This is a genomic window from Variovorax davisae, from assembly GCF_030316845.1.
Taxonomy (GTDB): domain Bacteria; phylum Pseudomonadota; class Gammaproteobacteria; order Burkholderiales; family Burkholderiaceae_C; genus Variovorax; species Variovorax davisae.
In genome coordinates this window covers 32867-53742 of sequence record NZ_JASZYS010000012.1, presented here as the reverse complement: position 1 = coordinate 53742, position 20876 = coordinate 32867, and the positions used below count along the sequence as shown (strand labels likewise).

General features: G+C 68.9%; 23 protein-coding genes and 1 other RNA gene. 9 read left to right on the top strand and 15 right to left on the bottom strand.

The window, feature by feature from the left end:
• Positions 1 to 28 precede the first annotated feature (28 nt).
• From moaA to QTI33_RS24770, 4 genes are read left to right on the top strand one after another with little or no spacing between them, the layout of a single operon-like run.
• Entirely contained in the window at positions 29 to 1147 is a 1119-nt protein-coding gene (gene moaA / locus QTI33_RS24785; protein WP_286509019.1) for a GTP 3',8-cyclase MoaA, read from the top strand.
• Entirely contained in the window at positions 1144 to 1794 is a 651-nt protein-coding gene (gene mobA / locus QTI33_RS24780) for a molybdenum cofactor guanylyltransferase MobA (RefSeq protein ID WP_286509018.1), read from the top strand. Before moaA ends, mobA begins: the two co-directional genes overlap by 4 nt.
• 13 nt (positions 1795 to 1807) lie before the next feature.
• The gene (gene moeA / locus QTI33_RS24775; RefSeq protein ID WP_286509017.1) at positions 1808 to 3115 is read left to right on the top strand and encodes a molybdopterin molybdotransferase MoeA; all 1308 of its coding nucleotides are present in this window, start codon (positions 1808 to 1810) and stop codon (positions 3113 to 3115) included.
• Positions 3116 to 3150: 35 nt separating this feature from the next.
• Positions 3151 to 3642: a Crp/Fnr family transcriptional regulator gene (locus tag QTI33_RS24770; protein WP_286509016.1), complete on the top strand. Its 492-nt coding sequence runs from the start codon at positions 3151 to 3153 to the stop codon at positions 3640 to 3642.
• Here the strand turns inward: QTI33_RS24770 and rnhA are convergent.
• Together rnhA and QTI33_RS24760 are read right to left on the bottom strand one after the other, a co-directional pair.
• On the bottom strand, positions 3639 to 4088 hold the full coding sequence (gene rnhA / locus QTI33_RS24765) for a ribonuclease HI (RefSeq protein ID WP_286509015.1): 450 nt from the start codon (positions 4086 to 4088) through the stop codon (positions 3639 to 3641). The two genes, QTI33_RS24770 and rnhA, sit on opposite strands and share 4 nt — an antisense overlap.
• On the bottom strand, positions 4085 to 4879 hold the full coding sequence (locus tag QTI33_RS24760; protein WP_286509014.1) for a class I SAM-dependent methyltransferase: 795 nt from the start codon (positions 4877 to 4879) through the stop codon (positions 4085 to 4087). The genes rnhA and QTI33_RS24760 overlap by 4 nt, the downstream gene beginning before the upstream one ends.
• Here QTI33_RS24760 and QTI33_RS35295 point away from each other — a divergent pair.
• Positions 4878 to 5231: a hypothetical protein gene (locus QTI33_RS35295; RefSeq protein WP_444814885.1), complete on the top strand. Its 354-nt coding sequence runs from the start codon at positions 4878 to 4880 to the stop codon at positions 5229 to 5231. The genes QTI33_RS24760 and QTI33_RS35295 overlap by 2 nt on opposite strands.
• A complete protein-coding gene (locus QTI33_RS24750; RefSeq protein WP_286509013.1) occupies positions 5228 to 6802 on the top strand; it encodes a transglycosylase SLT domain-containing protein in 1575 nt (524 codons plus the stop codon). The genes QTI33_RS35295 and QTI33_RS24750 overlap by 4 nt, the downstream gene beginning before the upstream one ends.
• Here QTI33_RS24750 and QTI33_RS24745 read toward each other — a convergent pair.
• The 6 genes from QTI33_RS24745 to dnaX all read right to left on the bottom strand — a co-directional run bounded on the left by QTI33_RS24745 (position 6799) and on the right by dnaX (position 12449).
• Positions 6799 to 7632, bottom strand: coding sequence for an ABC transporter permease (locus tag QTI33_RS24745; RefSeq protein WP_286509012.1), 834 nt, complete (start codon positions 7630 to 7632; stop codon positions 6799 to 6801). The two genes, QTI33_RS24750 and QTI33_RS24745, sit on opposite strands and share 4 nt — an antisense overlap.
• Before the next feature lie 2 nt (positions 7633 to 7634).
• Complete coding sequence (locus tag QTI33_RS24740) at positions 7635 to 8450, bottom strand: ABC transporter ATP-binding protein (protein WP_286509011.1); 816 nt, start codon at positions 8448 to 8450, stop codon at positions 7635 to 7637.
• A 50-nt stretch (positions 8451 to 8500) separates the two neighbouring features.
• On the bottom strand, positions 8501 to 9535 hold the full coding sequence (locus QTI33_RS24735; RefSeq protein ID WP_286509010.1) for an ABC transporter substrate-binding protein: 1035 nt from the start codon (positions 9533 to 9535) through the stop codon (positions 8501 to 8503).
• Positions 9536 to 9656: 121 nt separating this feature from the next.
• A complete protein-coding gene (recR, locus tag QTI33_RS24730) occupies positions 9657 to 10247 on the bottom strand; it encodes a recombination mediator RecR (RefSeq protein ID WP_286509009.1) in 591 nt (196 codons plus the stop codon).
• A gap of 17 nt (positions 10248 to 10264) precedes the next feature.
• Positions 10265 to 10597, bottom strand: coding sequence for a YbaB/EbfC family nucleoid-associated protein (locus QTI33_RS24725; RefSeq protein WP_012747441.1), 333 nt, complete (start codon positions 10595 to 10597; stop codon positions 10265 to 10267).
• 37 nt (positions 10598 to 10634) lie between these two features.
• Positions 10635 to 12449: a DNA polymerase III subunit gamma/tau gene (gene dnaX / locus QTI33_RS24720; protein ID WP_286509008.1), complete on the bottom strand. Its 1815-nt coding sequence runs from the start codon at positions 12447 to 12449 to the stop codon at positions 10635 to 10637.
• Positions 12450 to 12559: 110 nt separating this feature from the next.
• Between dnaX and QTI33_RS24715 the strand changes: the two genes are divergently transcribed.
• Positions 12560 to 13681, top strand: a complete 1122-nt coding sequence (locus QTI33_RS24715; protein ID WP_286509007.1) for a M12 family metallopeptidase — start codon at positions 12560 to 12562, stop codon at positions 13679 to 13681.
• A 37-nt stretch (positions 13682 to 13718) separates the two neighbouring features.
• Positions 13719 to 13815, top strand: an RNA gene (gene ffs, locus QTI33_RS24710) — signal recognition particle sRNA small type.
• Here the strand turns inward: ffs and QTI33_RS24705 are convergent.
• The 5 genes from QTI33_RS24705 to QTI33_RS24685 form a co-directional block, all read right to left on the bottom strand.
• Positions 13811 to 14794 carry a methyltransferase, TIGR04325 family gene (locus QTI33_RS24705; RefSeq protein ID WP_286509006.1) on the bottom strand — a complete coding sequence of 328 codons (984 nt, stop codon included), beginning with the start codon at positions 14792 to 14794 and terminating at the stop codon, positions 13811 to 13813. The two genes, ffs and QTI33_RS24705, sit on opposite strands and share 5 nt — an antisense overlap.
• A gap of 328 nt (positions 14795 to 15122) precedes the next feature.
• Positions 15123 to 16115: a Bug family tripartite tricarboxylate transporter substrate binding protein gene (locus tag QTI33_RS24700; protein WP_286509005.1), complete on the bottom strand. Its 993-nt coding sequence runs from the start codon at positions 16113 to 16115 to the stop codon at positions 15123 to 15125.
• Positions 16116 to 16176: 61 nt separating this feature from the next.
• Positions 16177 to 17058, bottom strand: coding sequence for an isocitrate lyase/PEP mutase family protein (locus QTI33_RS24695; RefSeq protein WP_286509004.1), 882 nt, complete (start codon positions 17056 to 17058; stop codon positions 16177 to 16179).
• Between the two features lie 95 nt (positions 17059 to 17153).
• The gene (locus QTI33_RS24690) at positions 17154 to 17690 is read right to left on the bottom strand and encodes a LeuD/DmdB family oxidoreductase small subunit (protein ID WP_286509003.1); all 537 of its coding nucleotides are present in this window, start codon (positions 17688 to 17690) and stop codon (positions 17154 to 17156) included.
• A complete protein-coding gene (locus QTI33_RS24685) occupies positions 17687 to 18973 on the bottom strand; it encodes a 3-isopropylmalate dehydratase large subunit (RefSeq protein ID WP_286509002.1) in 1287 nt (428 codons plus the stop codon). Before QTI33_RS24685 ends, QTI33_RS24690 begins: the two co-directional genes overlap by 4 nt.
• Before the next feature lie 125 nt (positions 18974 to 19098).
• Here QTI33_RS24685 and QTI33_RS24680 point away from each other — a divergent pair, with 125 nt between their 5' ends.
• Entirely contained in the window at positions 19099 to 19959 is an 861-nt protein-coding gene (locus QTI33_RS24680) for an IclR family transcriptional regulator (protein WP_286509001.1), read from the top strand.
• Positions 19960 to 19978: 19 nt separating this feature from the next.
• On the opposite strand, the gene QTI33_RS24675 is transcribed toward QTI33_RS24680, so the two are convergent.
• On the bottom strand, positions 19979 to 20416 hold the full coding sequence (locus QTI33_RS24675; protein WP_286509000.1) for a hypothetical protein: 438 nt from the start codon (positions 20414 to 20416) through the stop codon (positions 19979 to 19981).
• Positions 20417 to 20451: 35 nt separating this feature from the next.
• Entirely contained in the window at positions 20452 to 20862 is a 411-nt protein-coding gene (locus QTI33_RS24670; protein WP_286508999.1) for a hypothetical protein, read from the bottom strand.
• Between the last annotated feature and the right edge of the window lie 14 nt (positions 20863 to 20876).

The following is a 20876-nucleotide window of genomic DNA, read 5'->3' as shown; positions in this document are numbered from 1 at the left end:
CCGGGCGATGCGGTAAATTGGCCCTCCCATGAGTTCGCAGCATGTCGTCAACATCGCCGAGATCGGTCGCGCGGCCCGCGCCGGGCCGGCCGCGCCCGCCGTGGCGGCCACCGGCGTGCTGCTCGACCGGCTGGCCCGGCCGCTGACCGACCTGCGCATCAGCGTCACCGACCGCTGCAACTTCCGCTGCAGCTACTGCATGCCGAAGGAAGTGTTCGACAAGGACTACCGGTACCTGCCCCACAGCGCGCTGCTGAGCTTCGAGGAGATCACGCGGCTGGCACGCCTGTTCGCCAGCCACGGCGTGCACAAGATCCGGCTCACCGGCGGCGAGCCGCTGCTGCGCAAGAACCTGGAGGTGCTGATCGAGCAGCTCGCCGCGCTGCGCACGCCGCAGGGCCAGCCGCTGGACCTCACGCTGACCACCAACGGCTCCCTGCTGGCGCGCAAGGCCCCCGCATTGAAGGCCGCCGGCCTGAAGCGCGTGACCGTCAGCCTCGACGGCCTCGACGACACGGTGTTCCGCCAGATGAACGATGTCGACTTCCCCGTCGCCGAAGTGCTGGCCGGCATCGAGGCCGCGAAGGCGGCCGGCCTGGGCCCGATCAAGGTCAACATGGTGGTCAAGCGCGGCACCAACGAACAGGAAATCCTGCCGATGGCGCGCCACTTCCGCGGCAGCGGCGTGGTGCTGCGCTTCATCGAATACATGGACGTCGGCGCCACCAACGGCTGGCGCATGGACGAGGTGCTGCCATCGGCCGAGGTGGTGCGCCGCCTCGGCGCCGAATTCCCGCTCATGCCGCTGGAAGCCAGCGCTCCCGGGGAGACCGCACAGCGCTGGGCCTACGCCGACGGCGGCGGCGAGATCGGCGTCATCAGCAGCGTGACCCAGGCCTTCTGCCACGACTGCAGCCGCGCCCGGCTGTCGACCGAAGGCAAGCTCTACCTGTGCCTGTTCGCGAGCCAGGGGCACGACCTGCGGCCACTCCTGCGCGGCGATGCCGACGACACGCAGATCGCCTCCGCGCTCGGCCACATCTGGCAGGGCCGCGGCGACCGCTACTCCGAGCTGCGCGCCTCGCGCGTTCCCGACACCGATGCCGGCGCGGCGCGCCGGGTCGAGATGAGCTACATCGGCGGATGAGCGCGCCGGCCCCCATCGCTGCCAGCGACATCACCGGCCTCGTGCTCGCCGGCGGGCGCGGTTCGCGCATGGGCGGCGTCGACAAGGGCCTGCAGAGCTTCAACGGCATCCCGCTCGCGCTGCATGCGGTGCAGCGGCTGGGCCTGCAGGTCGGCCATGTGCTGGTCAACGCCAATCGCAACCTGGCCGCCTACGAGTCCTTCGGCGTGCCGGTCTGGCCCGACGGGCTGGCCGACTACGCCGGTCCGCTGGCCGGCTTCCTGACCGGCCTGGAGCGCTGCGAGACCCCCTACCTGCTCACCGTGCCGTGCGACTCCCCGCTGTTCCCGCTCGACCTCGCCAGCCGGCTGGCGACGGCCCTGGCGGACCGGCAGGCGGACATCGCGATGGTCTGTGCGCCCGAGGCGGCGGGTCCGCCGGGCGCCGCATCGGCGCTGTTCCCGCAGCCGGTGTTCTGCCTGCTGCGCACCACGCTGCTCGAGAGCCTGGTGCGCTTCACGCAGGACGGCGGCCGCAAGATCGACCAGTGGACCGGTCAGCACCACACCGTGCTGGTGCCCTTCGACCGCCCTGGCGACGCCGCCAACGCCTTCTTCAATGCCAATACGCTGGCCGAGTTGCACACGCTCGAGCGCCAGCCTTCGTGATGCCCCTCCCGCCATGAGCCGAATCGCCGAAATCGCCGCCGCGCTGGCGGGCTACGACCCCAAGGCGCTGGGCGTCGATGCCGTGCAGGCTTTCCTGGCGCAGCTGGCCGGGCCGGCGATCGTCACCGAGGTCGAGCGCCTGGCCCTGCGCGATGCGCTCGGACGGGTGCTGGCCGAGGACATCGTGTCGCCGGTCAGCGTGCCGCCCCACGACAACTCGGCCATGGACGGCTTCGCCTTCGATGGCGCGCAGCTCGCAGCCGCCGGCGACACCACGCTGAGCCTGCGGGTGGTCGGCACCGCCCTGGCCGGCGCCGCCTGGCGCGGCGCGCCGGGCGCGGGCGACGCCGTCAAGATCATGACCGGCGCCGTGATGCCGGCCGGCCTCGACACCGTGATTCCGCAGGAGTTCTGCACGGTCGAGGGCGACCGGGTGAGCTTCCCGGCCCAGGCGCTGCGGCGCGGCGACAACCGCCGCTTCGCCGGCGAAGACCTGATGCAGGGCCAGCCGGCGCTGCGGCGCGGCCAGATCGTCACCCCGGCCGCGCTCGGCATGGTGGCCAGCCTCGGGCTGCCGATGGTGCCGGTGCTGCGGCGCCTGCGCGTCGCCTACTTCTCCACCGGCGACGAGATCCTGAGCCTTGGCGAACTGCCGCGCGAAGGCGCGGTCTACGACAGCAACCGCTACACGGTGTTCGGCCTGCTGGCGCGGCTGGGCTGCGAGGTGATCGACCTCGGCCTGGTGCGCGACGACCCGGCGGCGCTCGAATCGGCACTGCGCCGCGCCGCCGCCGAGGCCGACGCCATCATCACCAGCGGCGGCGTCAGCGTCGGCGAGGCCGACCACACGCGCGCCGTCATGCAGCGGCTCGGCGACATGGCGTTCTGGCGCGTCGCCATGCGGCCCGGCCGGCCGATGGCGGTCGGCCTGATCCCGGCGCCGGGCCCCCCCCGCGGGCCGGCCGTGCTGTTCGGTCTGCCGGGCAACCCGGTGGCCGTGATGGTCACCTTTCTCGCCTTCGTGCGCCCGGCGCTGCTCCAGATGATGGGCTGCAACCCCGCCTGCGCCGCGCCGCCGCCGCTGCTGCGCGCCACCAGCGTCGACGCGATCCGCAAGAAGCCCGGGCGCACCGAATACCAGCGCGGCCGGGTCGAGCAGGTGGCGGGTGCCCTGCCGCAGGTGCGCATCGCGGGCAACCAGGGCTCGGGCGTGTTGAGTTCGATGGTCGAGGCCAACGGGCTGGTGGTGCTGCACCATGACCAGCAGAGCGTGGCGCCGGGCGACACGGTCGACGTCATGATCTTCGAAGGCGTGGTGTAAGGTCGGTCCCCGCCCAGGCCTCATTGGAGTTGCGCATGGCAGCGAGCAGGATCGAACTGATGCAGCAGATGCCGATCTTCGGCGCCATTGCTGCGGACACCGTCGAGTTCCTGCTGACGGCTGCGCCGCTGGTCAAGGTGCCGCGCGGGGGCTATTTTTTCCGCGAGGGCGAGCCCGGCCACGGCATGTTCGTGCTCGAGACCGGCAGCGTGACCATCTCCAAGACCTGGCATTCGCACGAGTTGCTGATCCGGCGCCTGGCCCAGGGCGATTGCTTCGGCGAGATGGCGCTGCTCGACCTCTTCCCGCGCAGCGCCTCGGTCCGTGCCGACGTCGACTGCAGCGCGATCGAACTCACTGCCGCCAACCTCTACCGGGTCTTCGAACGCGACGTCGAGCAGTTCGCGCTGATCCAGATGAACATCGCCCGCGAGATGAGCCGCCGCTTGCGGGTCACCGACGACCTGCTGTTCAGGGCCCGCATGGGCGACGTGCCCGAGGCGCCGGAGCGGCTGCTGCGGCGCTAGATCCGTCCGAGCGCCCGCTCGACGCCCTTGTTGGCGAGCGCATCGGCGCGCTCGTTGCCCGGATCGCCCGAATGGCCCTTGACCCAGCGCCATTCGATCTGGTGGCCGCCCTCGGCCACCAGCTTGTCGAGTTGCTGCCAGAGCTCGACGTTCTTCACCGGCTGCTTGGTCGAGGTGCGCCAGCCCTTGGCCTTCCAGCCGCGGATCCACTCGGTGATGCCCATGCGCACGTACTGGCTGTCCAGGTAGAGGACGACCTTGCACGGGCGCTTGAGCGCGCCCAGGCCTTCGATCACGGCCTGCAGTTCCATGCGGTTGTTGGTGGTGTTGAGTTCGCCGCCGAAAAGCTCTTTTTCGGTGGCGCCCGACTTGAGCCATGCGCCCCAGCCGCCGGGACCGGGGTTGCCCTTGCAGGCACCGTCGGTATAGATCTGTACTTCGTTCAAGAACCGCTTCCTTCTTCTAGCTGGCCGCCATTGTCGCGCCCCCGGTGCATCTTGCCGGCGATCGGCACCGGCGCGCTGGCGCGCGATGCGGCACGGCGCCAGTCGGCGCTCAACAGGCGCAGCCCGCGCACCCGTTTCACGGCCACCAGGAAATAGACCGCACCGAAGATCGGCCACCAGCGCTCGCCGGCGGCGTCGAACCAGCGGCAGCGCTCCAGCCAGGCCTCGCTGCGCACGGCCGGCCGGTAGACGCCGAACCGGCCCGACTCGACCTCGAAGCTCAGCAGCCGCAGCCAGTCGCGCATGCGCCGGTAGCCGATGAAGTCGCCGGCCTCGGGCAGGAACAGCTCGCCGAACCCCAGCCCGCGGTACAGGTGGGCGCGCCGCTGCCGCATGCCCCAGAGGCTGGCCGGGTTCAGGCCGCAGATGACGACCCGCCCCTCGGGCACCAGCACCCGCTCGACCTCGCGCAGGGTCGCGTGGGGGTCGGGGCTGAGCTCGAGCGTGTGCGGCAGCACCACGAGGTCGAGGCTGTTGGCCGGAAAAGGCAGGGCCGAAAAGTCGGTCCACAGCGCGGCCGCGCCGGCCTGGGCCGGGTCGGACAGTGCCAGCCAGCGGTGCGGCATGCGGTTGGCGCGCAGCCCCTGGACCTCGCTGAGGCCCAGCTGCAGCGCGTGATAGCCGAAGATGTCGGCCACCGCCTGGTCGAACTGGGCCTGCTCCCACGCCAGCAGGTAGCGGCCCGGGGGGGTCTCGAACCAATCGTGCAAACCTATAATTTGACCGCTCATGACCCTCGTTCCGCTGCCCGCCCTTGCCGACAACTACATCTGGATGCTGCAGGAGGGGCGCAACGCGATCGAGGTCGACCCAGGGGATGCAAGACCCGTGTTCGATGCACGCGGGCGCGAGAAACTGCAACTGGCCGCGATTCTAGTCACGCGCCCCCGCGCCGATGGCGTCAACGGTGTGGCGGCGCACCACGGATACACACTTGCTAACCGGAGATTCGCGCAAAGCGTGGAACCCCGCAAGCCGGATCCCACTCACTCCACGGCGCATTGCGACGCATTGCGTGCGCGCGGCGAGCCGCCACGGCCCTCGCTCGCTGCCCGGCACCCATGGAAGAACGACTCTCGATGAAATTTCTGCTAGCCGCCTGCCTCGCGGGCTCCCTGTTCCTGGCGGGTTGCGCCACGGGCACCGGTCCGTCGACGGATGGGTCGTCGTCCAATGCCGCCGCCGGCGGTGCCTCGCCGGTCTACCCGCGCGGCAGCCTGACGCCGATCACCTCGGGCGACACCAAGTCGCGCCCCGTGGTCACGCTCGCCCCGCCGGTCGACATGTGGGACCGCATCCGCCGCGGCTTCAAGATGCCCGACCTCGACAGCGACCTGGTGCGCGACCGCGAGCAGTGGTATGCCAGCCGGCCCGACTACATCCAGCGCATGACCGAGCGCTCCAACCGCTACATCTTCCACATCGTCGAGGAACTCGAGCGGCGCGACATGCCGACCGAGATCGCGCTCTTGCCCTACATCGAGAGCGCCTTCAATCCGCAGGCCGTGTCGAGCGCGCGCGCCGCCGGCATGTGGCAGTTCATGCCGGCCACCGGCACCGACTACGACCTGAAGCAGAACATCTTCCGCGACGACCGGCGCGACGTGGTCGCCTCGACCCGGGCGGCGCTCGACTACCTGCAGCGGCTCTACGGCATGTTCGGCGACTGGCAGCTCGCGCTGGCCGCCTACAACTGGGGCGAAGGCAACGTGGCCAAGGCGATCGCCAAGAACCAGCGCGCCGGCCTGCCGACCACCTACAGCGACCTGTCGATGCCGGCCGAGACCCGGCTCTACGTGCCGAAGCTGCAGGCCGTCAAGAACATCGTCGCCAATCCGGCGCGCTTCAATGTCGACCTGCCGCTGATCGCCAACCACCCCTACTTCCAGACCGTCACGCTCAAGCGCGATCTCGACGTCACGCTGGCGGCCAAGCTGGCGGACGTGCAGATCGAGGACTTCCGGGCCCTCAATCCCTCGGCCCACAAGCCGGTGCTGCTGGCGGCCGGCACGCCCGAGATCCTTCTGCCGTGGGACAACGCGGCCGTGTTCCAGCGCAACTTCGAGGCCTACAGCCAGGGCCAGTACGCCAGCTGGACCGCCTGGACCGTGCCCTCGACCATGACCGTGGCCGATGCCGCGCAGCGCGCGGGCATGAGCGAGACCGACCTGCGGGCCATCAACAACGTGCCGCCGCGCATGCTGATCAAGTCCGGCTCGACCTTGATCGTTCCACGCAGCGCGAGGGTCCAGGAGGACGTTGCGGCGGCGGTGGCCGACACCGGGCAGCTGAGCTTCCAGCCCGAGATCGTCACCCGCCGCACGGTGATCAAGGCCGGGCGCCAGGACAGCGTCGCCAGCATTGCGCGGCGCTACCGGCTGAGCCCCGCCAGCGTTGCCGAATGGAACGACGTCAAGGCGAGCCACACCTTCCAGCGCGGCTATGAAGTGGTGGTGTTCCTGCCCGTGCGGGCCGCGAAGGCCGCCGGCGTGGGCTCGGGCATCGGCCGCGCGCCGGTGCTCAAGAGCAGCGCCGTGCCGCCGCGCGGCGGCACCAGCGCCAAGAGCTCGTCCGCCAAGCTGACCAAGACCTCGAGCAGCAAGGAAGTCGTGCGCGAGAAGCGCGGCGGCACGCCGTCGAAGAAAAAACGCTAGAGCTTCTCGGTCTCGCCGCTGCGCGGCTGCCACTTCATGAGGCGCTTCTCGAGCACGCCGACGATCGCATCGAGCAGCAGCGCGAAGGCGGTCAGCACCACGATGCCCGCAAACACGGTGTTGACGTCGAAGGTGCCCTCGGCCTGCAGGATGAGGTAGCCCACGCCGCGCGCCGAGCCCAGGTACTCGCCCACCACCGCGCCGACGAAGGCCAGCCCGACCGAGGTGTGCAGGCTGGAGAACACCCAGCTGGTCGCGCTCGGCAGGTAGACGGTGCGCAGCAGCTGCCGCTGGTTGGCGCCGAGCATGCGCGCGTTGGCCAGCACCACCGGGCTGACCTCGCGCACGCCCTGGTAGACGTTGAAGAAGACGATGAAGAACACCAGCGTGACCGCCAGCGCCACCTTGCTCCAGATGCCGAGGCCGAACCACAGCGCGAAGATCGGCGCCAGGATCACGCGCGGCATCGAGTTCGCCGCCTTGATGTAGGGGTCGAAGACCAGGCTCGCGGTCGGCGCCAAGGCCAGCCAGAGGCCGCAGGCCAGGCCCAGCACGGTGCCGATCACGAAGGCCAGCAGGGTCTCGAGCAAGGTGGTGCCCAGGTGCACGTAGATGTCGGCGTTGCCCGCCAGGCCGTCGGGGAACAACGCATTCGGCGGGATCGCGAACGGCATGAACCAGCGCCAGATGCGGCCGGCCACCTGGATCGGTTCGCCGACGAAGAAGGCGAACTGCTGGTTGCGCGACGCCAGGTGCCAGCCTGCCAGCAGCGCGACCAGCACCGCCAGCTGCCAGAAGCGCGCATTGCTCTCGCCGGGTCGGATGCGCATGGTCAGGCAGCCTTCTTCAACTGCTGCGCATAGCCCTTGAGCACCTCGTCGCGCAGCACGTTCCAGATCTGCGTGTGAAGCTCGACGAAGCGTGGCTGCACGCGGACCTCGGCGACGTCGCGCGGCCGCGGCAGGTCGATCTCGAACTCGCCGATCGGGTGGGTCGCGGGGCCGGCGGAGAGCACCACCACGCGGTCGCTCATCGCGATCGCTTCGTCGAGATCGTGGGTGATGAAGAGCACCGCCTTTTTCTTGGCAGCCCAGAGGTCCAGCACTTCGTTCTCCATCAGTTGCCGGGTCTGGATGTCGAGCGCGCTGAAGGGCTCGTCCATCAGGATGATGTCCGGGTCGAGCGCCAGCACCTGCGCCAGCGCGGTGCGCTTGCGCATGCCGCCGGAGAGCTGATGCGGATAGCGGTCGCCGAAGCCCGCCAGGCCGACCCGCGCGAGCCAGGCCTCGGCCTGCTCCCTGGCCTGGGCATCGGGCACGCCGCGGTACTGCAGGCCCACCCTCACGTTGTCCAGCGCGCTGCGCCAGGGCATCAGCGCTTCGGTCTGGAACATGTAGCCGGCCCGCGTGTTGATGCCGGACAGCGGCTGGCCGAACACCCGCACCGATCCCGACGAGGGCTCGAGCAGGCCGGCGCCGACGTTCAGCAAGGTCGACTTGCCGCAGCCGGTCGGGCCGACCACCGAGACGAACTCGCCGTCGGCGATGCGCAGCGTGGTGTCCGCCACCGCGGTGTAGCGCTGGCTGTGGTCGTCCTTCGCGCGGAAGGTGCAGCGGATATCGATCAGTTCGAGCGCGTGGGCGGCCATGGGCTTGGAAGAAAAAACCCGGCCTGGGCCGGGTTGCAGCGACACCGGGGTCAGGCTTTGAACTTGTCCTTGGCGCGCCGCGCAAACTCGTTGGTGTAGAGCTTCGCCAGGTCGATCTTGTCGGCCTTGACCGTGGGGTCGAAGCTCGCGATGGCGGTGAGCGCGGTCTTGGGGCCGTCGGCCGGCACCAGTCCATCGATCGCGATGGCCTCGCGCACCTTGTCGAACGAGGCCAGGTACAAGGCCCGGTCGCCCAGCAGGTAGGCCTCCGGCACGGTCTTGATGATGTCGCCCGGCCCGGCGGTCTGCAGCCACTTGAGGCCATGCACGATGGCATTGGCCAGGGCCTGGCAGGTGTTGGGGTTCTTCTGGATGAACTCCGACGAGGCATAGAGGCAGGCGGCCGGCATCAGGCCGCCGAACACCTCCTGCGTGCCCTTCAGGGTGCGCGTGTCGCTGATGATCTTCACGTCGCCCTTCTGCTCGAGCATCGTCATCACCGGATCGGTGTTGCTGATCGCGTCGATCTGGCCCGAACGCAGCGCCGTCAGCGCGCCGGCGGCCACGCCGACGCCGATGTAGCTCACGTCGCTGGCCTTGAGCCCGCCGCGCGACAGCAGCAGGTTGGCCACCATGTTGGTCGACGAGCCCGGCGCCGAGACCCCGATCTTGCGCCCCTTGAGGTCGGCGATGCCCGAGTAGGCGGGCATGTTCTTGGTCGACACGCCGATGGCGATCTGCGGCGCGCGCCCCTGCAGCACGAAGGCCTGAAAGAACTGGTTCTTGGCCTGCAGGTTGATGGTGTGCTCGAAGGCGCCCGAACAGACGTCGGCCGAGCCGCCGACGACCGCCTGCAACGCCCTGGCGCCGCCGGCGAAGTCCGATATTTCGACGTCGAGCCCTTCGGCCTTGAAGTAGCCGAGCTGCTCGGAGATGGTGAGCGGCAGGTAGTAGAAGGCCGCCTTGCCACCGACCGCGATGGAGACCTTGGATTTTTCGAGCTTGGGCTGGCCATGGACCAGTGGCGCCCCGATCGCAGCGGCGCCCAGCGCTGCGGCAACGGTAAAGGTACGGCGATTGAGCATGAGTGGCGCCCGCGGGCTCTTTTCGTGTGATTCGAATCGAGCTTAGGGGCGCCCCCCTGCCCCTGCATCGGGAACATCCCGTGCGGGTTTTTACGTAAACTGAAAGGCTCTTGCCCGGCCCTCAGCGACGGTCGACCAGCGCATGGGCGATGGTGCCGAGATCGACGTATTCGAGCTCGCTGCCGGCCGGCACGCCGCGCGCCAGCCGGGTCACCGAAAGGCCGCGCTGCTTGAGCGCATCGCCGATCACATGGGCCGTGGCCTCGCCTTCGGCGGTGAAGTTGGTGGCGAGGATCACCTCGCTCACGATGCCGTCGAGCGCGCGCGCGAACAGCTTCGCGAGTCCGATGTCGTTCGGCCCCACGCCATCGAGCGGGCTCAGCTTGCCCATCAGCACGAAGTAATAGCCGCGGAACACGCCGGTGCGCTCGAGCGCGGCCTGGTCGGCCGGGGTCTCGACCACGCAGAGCTTGCTGCCATCGCGCCGGGCATCCTGGCAGACGCTGCAGACCTGGCCTTCGGTGAAGGTGTTGCAGCGCTCGCAATGGCGCACGTTGCTGGCGGCCTGCTGCAGGGCGCGCGCCAGCATCAGCGTGCCTTCGCGGTCGTGCTGCAGCAGGTGGAAAGCCATGCGCGAGGCCGACTTGGCGCCGACGCCGGGCAGCCGGCGCAGCGCCTCGACCAGCGCATCGAGCGAACTGGAATCCGCCATCGAGGGCCGATGGAGGCTCAGAACGGCAGCTTCATGCCGGGCGGCAGGCCGGGCATGCCGGCGGTCAGCTTGCCCATTTTCTGCTCGCTGGTCTCCTCGGCCTTGCGCACGGCGGCGTTGAAGGCGGCGGCCACCAGGTCTTCGAGCATGTCCTTGTCGTCGGCCAGCAGGCTGGGGTCGATCGTGATGCGCTTGACATCGTGCTTGCAGGTCATCACGACCTTCACGAGACCGGCACCCGATTCGCCTTCGACCTCGATGGTGGCCAGTTCTTCCTGGGCCTTCTTGAGGTTGTCCTGCATGGCCTGCGCCTGCTTCATGAGGCCGGCCAGTTGTCCTTTGTTGAACATGGGGGATCCTGTCGATCGTTTGAAAAAAAGAGTTTAGTCAGTTGGGGGCAGCGGGCCGCAGCGTCCCCGGAACGATTTTCGCGTCCCAGTCGCGCATCATCGACTGCACCTCGGGGTCGTTGTGGATCGCTTCCTCGGCGATGCGCTGGCGTTCTTCGGCCGCCTGCCGGTTGCGGCGCGCCGGACTGTCGACCACGCCGCCGATCTCGATCGCGATTGTCACCGCGTGGCCCATGGCCGCGAGCGCGCCCTGCAATTTCTCGCGGCTGCTGGTCTGGTTGAGCGACTCGCGCTCGACCCGCAGCAGCCACTGGTCGACGTCGCGCGCCACCAGCTGCGATTGCAGGGCGAGCTCGCGCGTCAGCGCGGTGATGGCCTCGGCCACCACCATCTGCGTCACGGTGGCATGCCAGAAATCGCCCTCCTCGCTCGGCGGGATCGGCGTCGACGCCACAGCAGACGGCGCCTCGCGCGCGCCGGCCGGCGGCTGCACGCGCACCGGCATGGCCATCAGCCTGGCGGCTGGCTCGGGCGTGGCGGCCGGCCTGGGCGGCGCGGCAGCGCTCAGCGCCGGGGCCTCGACCACCGGCAGCCGATGGCCCGGCGCCGCGGGGGCCGCCACCGCAGGAGGCCGCGCCGGCTCGACCGGCGCCGGCGCAGCCACCGGCGGAGGCAGCGGTGCGGCCGCAGGCGCCTGCGCAGGCGCAGCGTCATTCAGAGTTTTTTTTTCCACCCCGGCCGCAGCGGCCGGCTTGAAGGCCAGCAGGCGCAGCAGCACCATCGTGAGCGCCGCGTACTCGTCGGGCGCCAGGCCGAGTTCGCCGCGGCCGTGCAGGCAGAGGCTGTAGAGCAGTTGGGTCTCGTCGGCCGGCAGCAGGGCCGCCAGCCGGGCGGTCTCCGCCGCATCGGGATCGGCGCCATCGCGCGACTCGGCCCGCGAAGGCACCGCCTGCAGCACCGCCATCGCCTGCAGCACGGTGGTCATTTCCTCCAGCGTGGAAGCGGCCGAGAGACCGTCGCGGCGCAGCCCTTCGGAGGTCTCGACCACCGTCTTGCCGTCGCCTTGCGACAGCGCCTCGATCAGCCGGAACACGTGGCCGCGGTCGACGCTGCCGAGCATCTGGCGCACGCCCGCCTCCAGCAGCTCGCCGTTGCCGAAGGCGATCGCCTGGTCGGTCAGCGAGAGCGCATCGCGCATCGAGCCGCGGGCGGCGCGCGAGATCAGGCGCAGCGCCGGCGGCTCGGCCGGCACCGCCTCGGACTGCAGCACCTGCGTGAGGTGCTCCAGCACCGTCTCGGGCGCCATCGGCCGCAGGTTGAACTGCAGGCAGCGCGACAGCACCGTGACCGGCACCTTCTGCGGGTCGGTGGTGGCCAGCACGAACTTGAGGTATTCGGGCGGCTCCTCGAGCGTCTTCAGCATGGCGTTGAAGGCGTGGCCGGTGAGCATGTGGACTTCGTCGATCATGAAGACCTTGAAGCGGCCCTGCACCGGCTTGTAGACCGCCTGCTCCAGCAGCGCCTGGACCTCGTCGACGCCCCGGTTGGAGGCCGCATCGAGTTCGGTGTAGTCGACGAAGCGGCCGGCGTCGATGTCCTTGCACGCCTGGCATAGGCCGCACGGCGTGGCCGTGATGCCGCCCTGCCCGTCGGGCCCCTGGCAGTTGAGCGACTTGGCCAGGATGCGCGAGACGGTCGTCTTGCCGACCCCGCGCGTGCCGGTGAAGAGGTAGGCGTGATGCAGCCGCTGCGAGGTCAGCGCGTTCTCGAGCGCCTGCACGACGTGCTCCTGCCCGACCATCTCGCTGAAGGTTCGGGGACGGTGTTTGCGAGCGAGCACGAGGTAGGCCATCGCCGCATTTTAGGGTGACGCGGCGCCCTCCCTGCGCCGCGGCCTACGCCATCTTGCAGATGGCTTTCGCGGCCGCCGCGCCTAGCATGAAAAAACACGAGGAGATCGAGATGCCCACTGCGACCCGCAAGGCGGCCCGCCCGGCTGCCGCCAAGAAATCCGGTGCGCGCGCAGCCGTCGAGGCGCGGCGCTATTGCGCGCAACCGGTGCAGCCGGTGCGCCAGTTCGACGCCGGCGTCGCCGCCGGCCGCGTCCGTGCCATCCTGGCCGCGGGCAAGAAATGGGTCAGCGGCACCCAGATCACCTACTACTGCTTCAAGCGCGGCGACAGCGTGCCCGCCGCCTGGCAGGGCGGCAGTGCCGACATCGCGGTGGTCGACGGTTCCTTCGAAACCTGGGCCAAGCTCGGCCTCAGCATCGCCTTCCGGCGCGTGGAGGCGCCCGAGGATGCGATCGTGCGGATCGGCTTCGATCCGCAGGACGGCTCCTGGTCCTATGTCGGGCGCGATGTGCTCAACACCCGGTCGCCGCAGGAACGCACGATGAACTTCGGCTGGGCGCTGACCACCACCTATGGTCACGACACGGCGCTGCACGAGATCGGCCATACGCTGGGCCTCGAGCACGAGCACCAGAACCCGAACGCGGGCATCTCCTGGAACCGCGACGCCGTGCTGGCCTATTTCAAGGGGCCGCCGAACAACTGGAACGAGTCGCAGATCGAGTGGAACATCCTGCGCAAGATCCCGGTGTCGGAGATCAAGGGCACGACCTGGGACCCGGACTCGGTCATGGAGTACCAGTTCGGAGCCGGGCTGATCATCGCGCCGGAGAAATACCAGGCAGGCCTGCAGCCCAAGGGCGGGCTCTCTTTCGCGGACAAGGCCTGGGTGGTGGAGTCGTACCCGGGCGTGCGGACGCCGGTGGCGACGCCGCTGAAGATCGGGCTGTCGCAGTTGCTCAAGCTCAAGGCCGGCGAGACCCGCACCTTCGAGTTCTCGCCGACGCGCACCCGGACCTACAACATCGGCACCTTCGGCACGTCGGACACCGTGCTGGTGCTGTTCGAGGTCACACCGGCCGGCAACGTGCAGATCGCGGGCGCCGACGACAGCGGCACCGACCTCAACGCCAAGGTGACGATGCGGCTGCAGAAGGGCCGCAAGTACCAGGTGGGGGTGCGCCTCTACTATGCCGACGCGGCACTCGAAACCTCGTTGATGGTCTGGTGAAGGCCGGGGCTTTCGCGGTCGCCTACAATCCTCGGTTGACGGGCCTCCCCGCATGGTGAAGTGGCCAACCGGGTCAGGTGGGGAACCAAGCAGCCCTAACTGCGTAGCCAGTGCCGGGGGTAAGGCTCGTCAACCTCTCACTTTGTACGTTTCTCCACGGGGAAACGGGCATTTTCCAAGCGTGACGCGGACTTGCAGTCGGCGCACGAGGCAGGGCACCCTGTCCGTGCGTCGGCGCTCCAATGCCAACGGCGGGGGCGCGGCCACCGAGGTCGAGGCGGCGCTCAGCGGCCGATGCGTCGAGTCTGTCCGGGAAAAATACAACCCGGAGAAGGCCTGTATGGCGCACTCCGGATGTCCCGGAATCCACAGGCTGCGCTCGTGAACCTTCCATTCGTCCTTCAGCGTGTAGCCTAGGCCCTCGACCTCGCTGACGAATTTGGCGCGGTTGTAGACATGCACCGGCGCGTAGCAGTCGCAGCCGATATTCTGGGCCGTTACGAAGTCGCTCCCGTCATAGATCGGAAGCTTGTTCAGAAGGATGTGGGATGGGCGCGCTCCGGACATTTGGAGCCAGCGATCCAATCGACCTTCGTCCATGTATTGGAGGGCGCCAGAGGAAAGCCAGATCGTGGCACGCCTTCCCGCCTCCCGGACGTCGCGGGTGAAGCGAAGCGCGGTCGTCTTGCGAGCGGCAAACTCCCTGCCAATGGCGATCATCGCCGGCAACTCCGCCACCTCCCAGATCAGATCGTCCGGCATTTGCAGATAGCGCCCATAGGCGTAGTAATGCACGCCGTAGGAGCCACCGATGTCGAGCAACGTTCTGGCGCCGTCGCGAAAAGCGAGCTGCAGCCACCACATCATGGGGTAGTCATAGGCAAACACGTGACGGGCATGCTGCTGGTAGCCGCGGACCAAGGCCGCGTTGTCGAATCCTTCGTTGCGGGGCAGCCAGGCACGGGCGGCGTCGAAGCACTCGAAGACGCCGAAATATTTGCAGAATCCAGCGGGCGTGTGGAACTCCTCGCTTTTCAGTCGGAGCAGCACCGAGCGAAGCACCGGGGCATTGGGCAGCTGCCGCAACCGTCTCGTCCAATTGAGCATCGTCATCTTTGCCTCCTGTTTCAGTCCCTCTGCAGCAGTGAATGCGATCGTGAGGGGTGCTGCCATCGGCAAGACCTTCGAAGGAGGCTGCCGTCGGCCTCCTTGGCATGGGCGCGGCATGAACGGTGCATGCGCGCATCGCCAGCAGCCGACCGCGGGTGCTGGGCGATCAGCGACGCGCGAGGCGGCTTGTGCGGAACGTTGGGCGCGACGGTCGCTGCGGCGCGCAGGGGTTCGGCGAGATCGGTCCGGGACCGACCATCGCGAAAATTGTAGGAGCTTGCCTGACCCTCGCCAATTCGAACCTACCCTGCCCCGTCGTGGCAGCGAGCGCTCAGTCGAGCTGCAGCCCCGCCGCCTGTGCGGCCTTGGGCAACACCGCCAGCTCGCGCTGGAGCACCTGCGCGAAATCCGCGGCGCTGTTGCCGCTGACCGGGGCCACGCCGCCGAGTTCGTTCAGCCGCTTGCGGAACGCCGGTTCGGCGACGATCTGCGCGATCTTGTCGTTCAGGAGCTTCACCACCGGTGCCGGCGTCTTGGCCGGCGCCACCACGCCGAACCAGACGTCGAAATCCACGCCCCCTGGCACGCCCTGCTCGGTCAGCGTGGGGATGCCCGGCCAGAGTTCGGAGCGGCCGTTGCGCAGCACGCCGATGGCGCGCAACTTGCCTGATTGCACGAAGCTGCGCGCATCGCCCGTCCCGAGCAGGCCCCACGCCACCTCGTTGGCCATCAGCGCCTGCACCAGCGGTGCACCGCCCTTGTAGGGCACGTGCACGAAGTTGCCGTTCGCGTGCGCATTGATCGATTCGGAAGCCAGGTGCGACAGGCCGCCGGCACCGGCCGAACCGTAGGCCAGGCCGTCCTTGCCCGCCTTCTTGCCGGCGGCCAGCAGTTCCTGCACGTTCTTGTAGGGAGAGTTCTCCGGCACCACCAGCAGCAGCGGCGCCAGCGAGACCTGGGCGACCGGCACGAAGTCGGAAGCGGCGAAGCCGGCCTTCTTGTAGATCACCGGGTTGATCGACAGCATGCCGGTCAGCGTCATCGCCAGGGTGTGGCCATCGGGACTGCTTTGCGCCACGGCGTTCATGGCGATGTTGCCGCCGGCGCCGGGACGGTTCTCGACCACGATGCTCTGGCCGAGTTCCTCCTGAAGGCGCGGGACCAGCATGCGCGCCGCCACGTCGGTGGCGCCGCCCGGCGGGTACGGCACGACGATCCGGATCGGCTTGGTCGGAAAGGCGCTGCCTTGCGCCGTCGCCGCGCCGAAGGCCAGCGCCAGAGTGGCGGCCACCACGAGGTGGCCCATCAACTTGAAAGTACGCACGTTTGCTCCTGATCGTTCTACTGGGAGGAAAGGAAGGGGATGGGTCGGGAAAGGCGCGCCGTCAGTGGCTGCTGCCGACTTCGTAGCGGGCCTGCCGCTCCTCGAGCGCATGCCAGCCGATGATGTCCTTGAAGGCCGCCATGGTGGTCTGTTCGAAGGGCAGACCGTCGAAGTCGCCGCAGCGGCGCCGCGCCAGCTCCTGCAGGTTGCCGCGCACCGCCTGCACGATGCTCAGCAGGCTGGCAATGGGGTAGGTGGCGAAAGCCGCGACCTGCTCGATCTGGGCCCGGCTCAGCGACGTCATCCAGGTGCCCGCCATCAGCTGCAGCGACAGGCGGCGGCCGCACACCTCGCGCAGCTGGACGAGTTGCTCGTAGCTGTGGAAGGTGCGCGAGATGGGCTGGATCAGATCGGCGCCGGCTTCGGCGTACCGGGCCGCGCGCTCCAGGGCCTCGCCCGCGTCCATGGCGTCGGTGCGCGCGACGATGAGCAGGTCGGCGTCCTGGCGCGCATCCACCGCGGCCTTGATGCGCGCCACCGCCACCTCCATCGGCACCACGATCGATTGGGTGGCCGCAGCCGGGCAGCGCTTGGGGCTGACCTGATCTTCCAGCGAGAGCGCGGCCACGCCGGCCTTCTCGAACTCGCGCACGGTGCGCCCGACGTTGAGCACGTTGCCGTAGCCGGTATCGGCATCGGCAAAGACCGGCTTTCGAACCGCGTTGACCATCCGGTTGACGGTCGCCACGTTCTCGGTCAGCGTGTAGAGCTCCATGTCGGGCTGTCCGAGCAGCGAGGCGGAAATGCCGAAGCCGGTGCTGAAGACGCCATCGAAGTCCGACTGATCGACGAGCAGCGCCGACAGGGCGTCCTGTGCGCCGCCGAACCAGAAGGTGGGCCCGTGGGTGATGCGTTGGCGAAGCGCCTGGCGGCTGGGGGTCATCTCGTTGCTCCAGATATTCGTGCCCTTGTCCGAAGCGGTCCGCGGCACGGTTGATTGAGAAAAAGTCCGCATGGCGCGGGGCGGCGCCGATCGAGTCAGGGCGACTGCGCCTCGGGGTTCTCGGCTTTCGCGATGCGCGCCTTGAGATAGGGGATCAGGCCGCCCGCATCGAGCATGCCGCGCTCGGAAGCGGAAAAAGGCTGAAGCGGCAGCTTCTGGCCGGTGCGGGTGTTGCTCACTTCGCGGGTGTCCCAGTTCACTTCCAGCGCATCGCCGCGCGCGGCGGCGGCGCGGATGCCGGGACAGGTGACCAGCGGAAAGCCCATGCTCATTTCCCCGCGGAAGAATCCCGGCGAGAACGACTCCGCGATCACGCAGGAAATGCCCAGGTGCCGCATCGCCCGCATGGCCGGATAGTGCGGATGTCCGTAGCCGAAATTGCGCCCGCCGACGAGAACGTCCCCCTTCTGCACGGTGCTGGCGAAGTCGGGCAGGTAGTCGGCCATTGCCAATGCGGCGAGCTCCGCCACGTCGGTGATCTTGATGTTGCGCACGCCGACGATCAGGTCGATGTCGAAATCGTCTTCGTCGAAGATCCAGGCCACGCGCCCGCGCAGGTTGACGAGGCTCATGCGGCGGCTCCGGCGGCTGCGGCGGCTGCGGCCGCTTCGGCCAGGTACGGGCGCGGATCGGCGATGCGGCCCTCCAGCGCCGACGCCGCCACCACGGCCGCGTTGCAGATGTAGATCTCGGAATCGACGCTGCCCATGCGGCCCGGCGTGTTCAGCGTGCCGGTGGACACGGCGCGCTGGCCGGCGCTCATGGTGGCGATCCGGCCGAAGCAGTAGTCGCAGCTGGGCGAGCTGATGAAGGCACCGGCCTCGACCAGGCATTCGATCAGGCCTTCGCGTGCCGCCGCCGCCATGATGGCCTTGGACGTCGGCACCACGTGCAGCTGGAAGCCGGGCTGGATGCGGCGCCCGCGCAGCACCTGCGCCGCCACGCGCAGGTCCTCCAGCCGCCCGCTGGCGCATGAACCGAGGTAGCCCGTGTGAACCTCCACGCCGATGTAGTCCTTGAGGTCGCGCGTGTTCGCCGGGCTGGGCGGCACCACCACGATGGGCTCGAGCGCCGACACGTCGATGGTCACGACCCGCTCGTAGACGGCATCGGCGTCGGGATACACCGGCTCCAGGTCCAGCTTCGAGCGGCCGGCCACGTAGGCGAGCGTCTTCGCATCGGGCGCAATGAGCATGGTGGTGGCGCCGAGGAACATCGCCTGGCCGCAGATGGTCTGCCGGCCTTCGATGCTCATCTGGTCGATGACGGGGCCGCAGAGTTCGACGGCCTTGAAGCAACAGGACGCCGGCCCCATCACGCGCACCATCTGGTGGAACACGTCACGCGCCATCACGCCGGGCTGAAGCGTGCCGACCAGCTCCACCTTGACCGTCGCCGGGACGGTCATGGTCACGTTCTCCGTCACGAAGGATTCGATCACGCCCTTGCGGGCGCCGAACGCGAAGCTGCCGAAGGCGCCCAGCTGGCTGACGTGGCCGTCGAAGTGCACGACGAAGCCGCCCGGCGTGGCATAGCCCAGCTCGGCCGCCACCTGGTGGCCGATGCCCTCGCGCTCGTAGACCGGAACGCCTTGTTCCTTGCCCCAGGCGCGGGTGACCTTGTGCAGCTCTTCTTCCTTCGGCGCCGCAGCCGGCACCATGTGATCGATGAAGAGGACGAAGCGCTCCGGACTGGACACTTTCTCGATGCCGAAGTCCTCGCGCGTCTCCTTGAAGAAGACGTCGGTGTAGCCGGGGAAGTCGTAGCTGATGACGAAGTCGGGGCGCGCCGTGATCTCTTCGCCCGGCTTCACGCGCACCTTGCCGGAGGCGCGGGCCAGGATCTTCTCGGTCATCGTGTGGGGCATTGTCGATTCCGTTTGACTCCCACGATGTGGGAGTTCTTCATTTGTCGGTGCTTTCGACTATATTGACCTCCCCTTAGAAACCGTTCGGGTGCAACCCGAATTACTGCCACATCGTGGAAACAAATGACAAGCCGCGCAAGCGCCGCGGCCCCGCGAGCCCCGAAGCCCAGGAACCGCTGGCGAGGAGCGGCACCCAGAGCATCGAGCGGGTGGTGGGCATGCTGCGCGTGATCGCAACGCGCGGACGGCGCGGCATGCGCATCGCGGACGTCGTCGACGTCAGCGGCCTGCCGATGTCCACCTGCTTTCGCATGCTCCAGCGCCTGGAACTGGAAGGGCTGGTGTATCGCGACCCGCTGACGCGCAAATACCACCTGGGTCCGCTGCTCTATGAGCTCGGATTGCTGGCCCAACCGCGCTATCAGCTGAGCGACCTGTGCTACGAAGCGCTGCAACTGATTGCCGACCAGACGCAGGACACGGTGTACCTGAGCGAGCGGCGCGGCGCCGAATCGATCTGCACCAGCCGCGCGCTCGGCGACTACCCCATCAAGGCCCTGACGCTCGACGTCGGCATCCGCCGGCCGATGGGGGTGGGCGCGGGCGGCCTCGCCATCCTCAGCGCCCTGCCCGAGGCCGAAGCCGACCACATCGTGGAGGCCAGTGGCGCGCAATATGCGAAGTTCGGCTCCTTCGACCCCGGCTTCCTGCGCGCGGCGTTGATCGAAAGCCGGGCCCGGGGCTATTCGTTCCTGGACAGTGCCGCGACGCCGGGCACCGCAGCCGTCGGTGTCGCCTTCCCGCCCAAGAACCCCATCGCCGCCATCAGCGTGGCCGCCATATCCAGCCGGCTCGGCCCCTCGCGGCGGGTCGAAGTGGCAAGAATCATCCAGAAGCAGGTTCGCGGGATCTGCGCACTGCTGCAAGCCCAAGCGCCGTCGGCGGCGGTCGGACAGCGCAAGCCGGCCGTGTAGCGCGGCGTTGTTCGGCGGCTCACGGCGCGTCCCGCATTCGCGCGCGCCCTTCGCCCAAGGCCAGCGACAGGTAGTGCCGCAGATAGCGCGCGCGGGCCTCGCAGCCCCAGTAGGCCCCGAGCGCGTCCAACTGGGAAATCCGCACGCAGCTCAGCGCCTCGGGCGCCGCGTCGGGGCAGGCCGGCAACACCGGAAACGTCACGGGAACCGGTGCCGGCCGGTGGGTGGCGATCGATTGCCGCATCCCGTGCGCCAGTTCGTCGGCCGAGGGGCTCAACGCATGGCGCACATCCGATGTCGGTACCCAGACGGCGCCCCGGTGGGGCAGGACCCGGATGCGGGGCCGCTCCTCGAAGGCCGTCTCCCATTGGACCTCGATGGGGATCGGGGCCAGGGGCCGCCGGGGCGGCCGCGGGCGCGCGCAGTTCCCGGCCAGCGTCAGAAGCTTGGTGAACATGGGCCGGCCCGGGTCGCGCTGTGGCGGCGCCACGATCAGTCGGGCTGTCGGCCCGGGTCCGGGCGACCGGCTTCATCGGCCATGCGCTCGAGCTCTTCGAGGATGGCCCAGGCTTCGCCCTCCTCCCCCTCCAAGGCCTCGGTCAGCAGTTCGACGGCGAAATCCATCTGCATCGGCGTGAAGAACTGCGCCACCATGCCCAGGGTCTGTTGGGCACCGCGCCGCGGGCGGCCGGTGGCGGTCTCGGCCAGGAACAGGGCCCGGACCAGGTTCACCTGCGGATAGCTCAAGGCCTGCTCGCCGCAGTCGTGCAAATGCGACGTGAGGGCGCGCGCAGCGCGTCGACAGGCATGGGATGCCTCGGGGCTCAGGGCGGAGGACAGCGCATCGGCGCGGCCGCCTCGGGCCAGCAGCTCAGCGGCGGTGTGTGTGGGGTTCGGGCTCATGACCCTAGCATCGA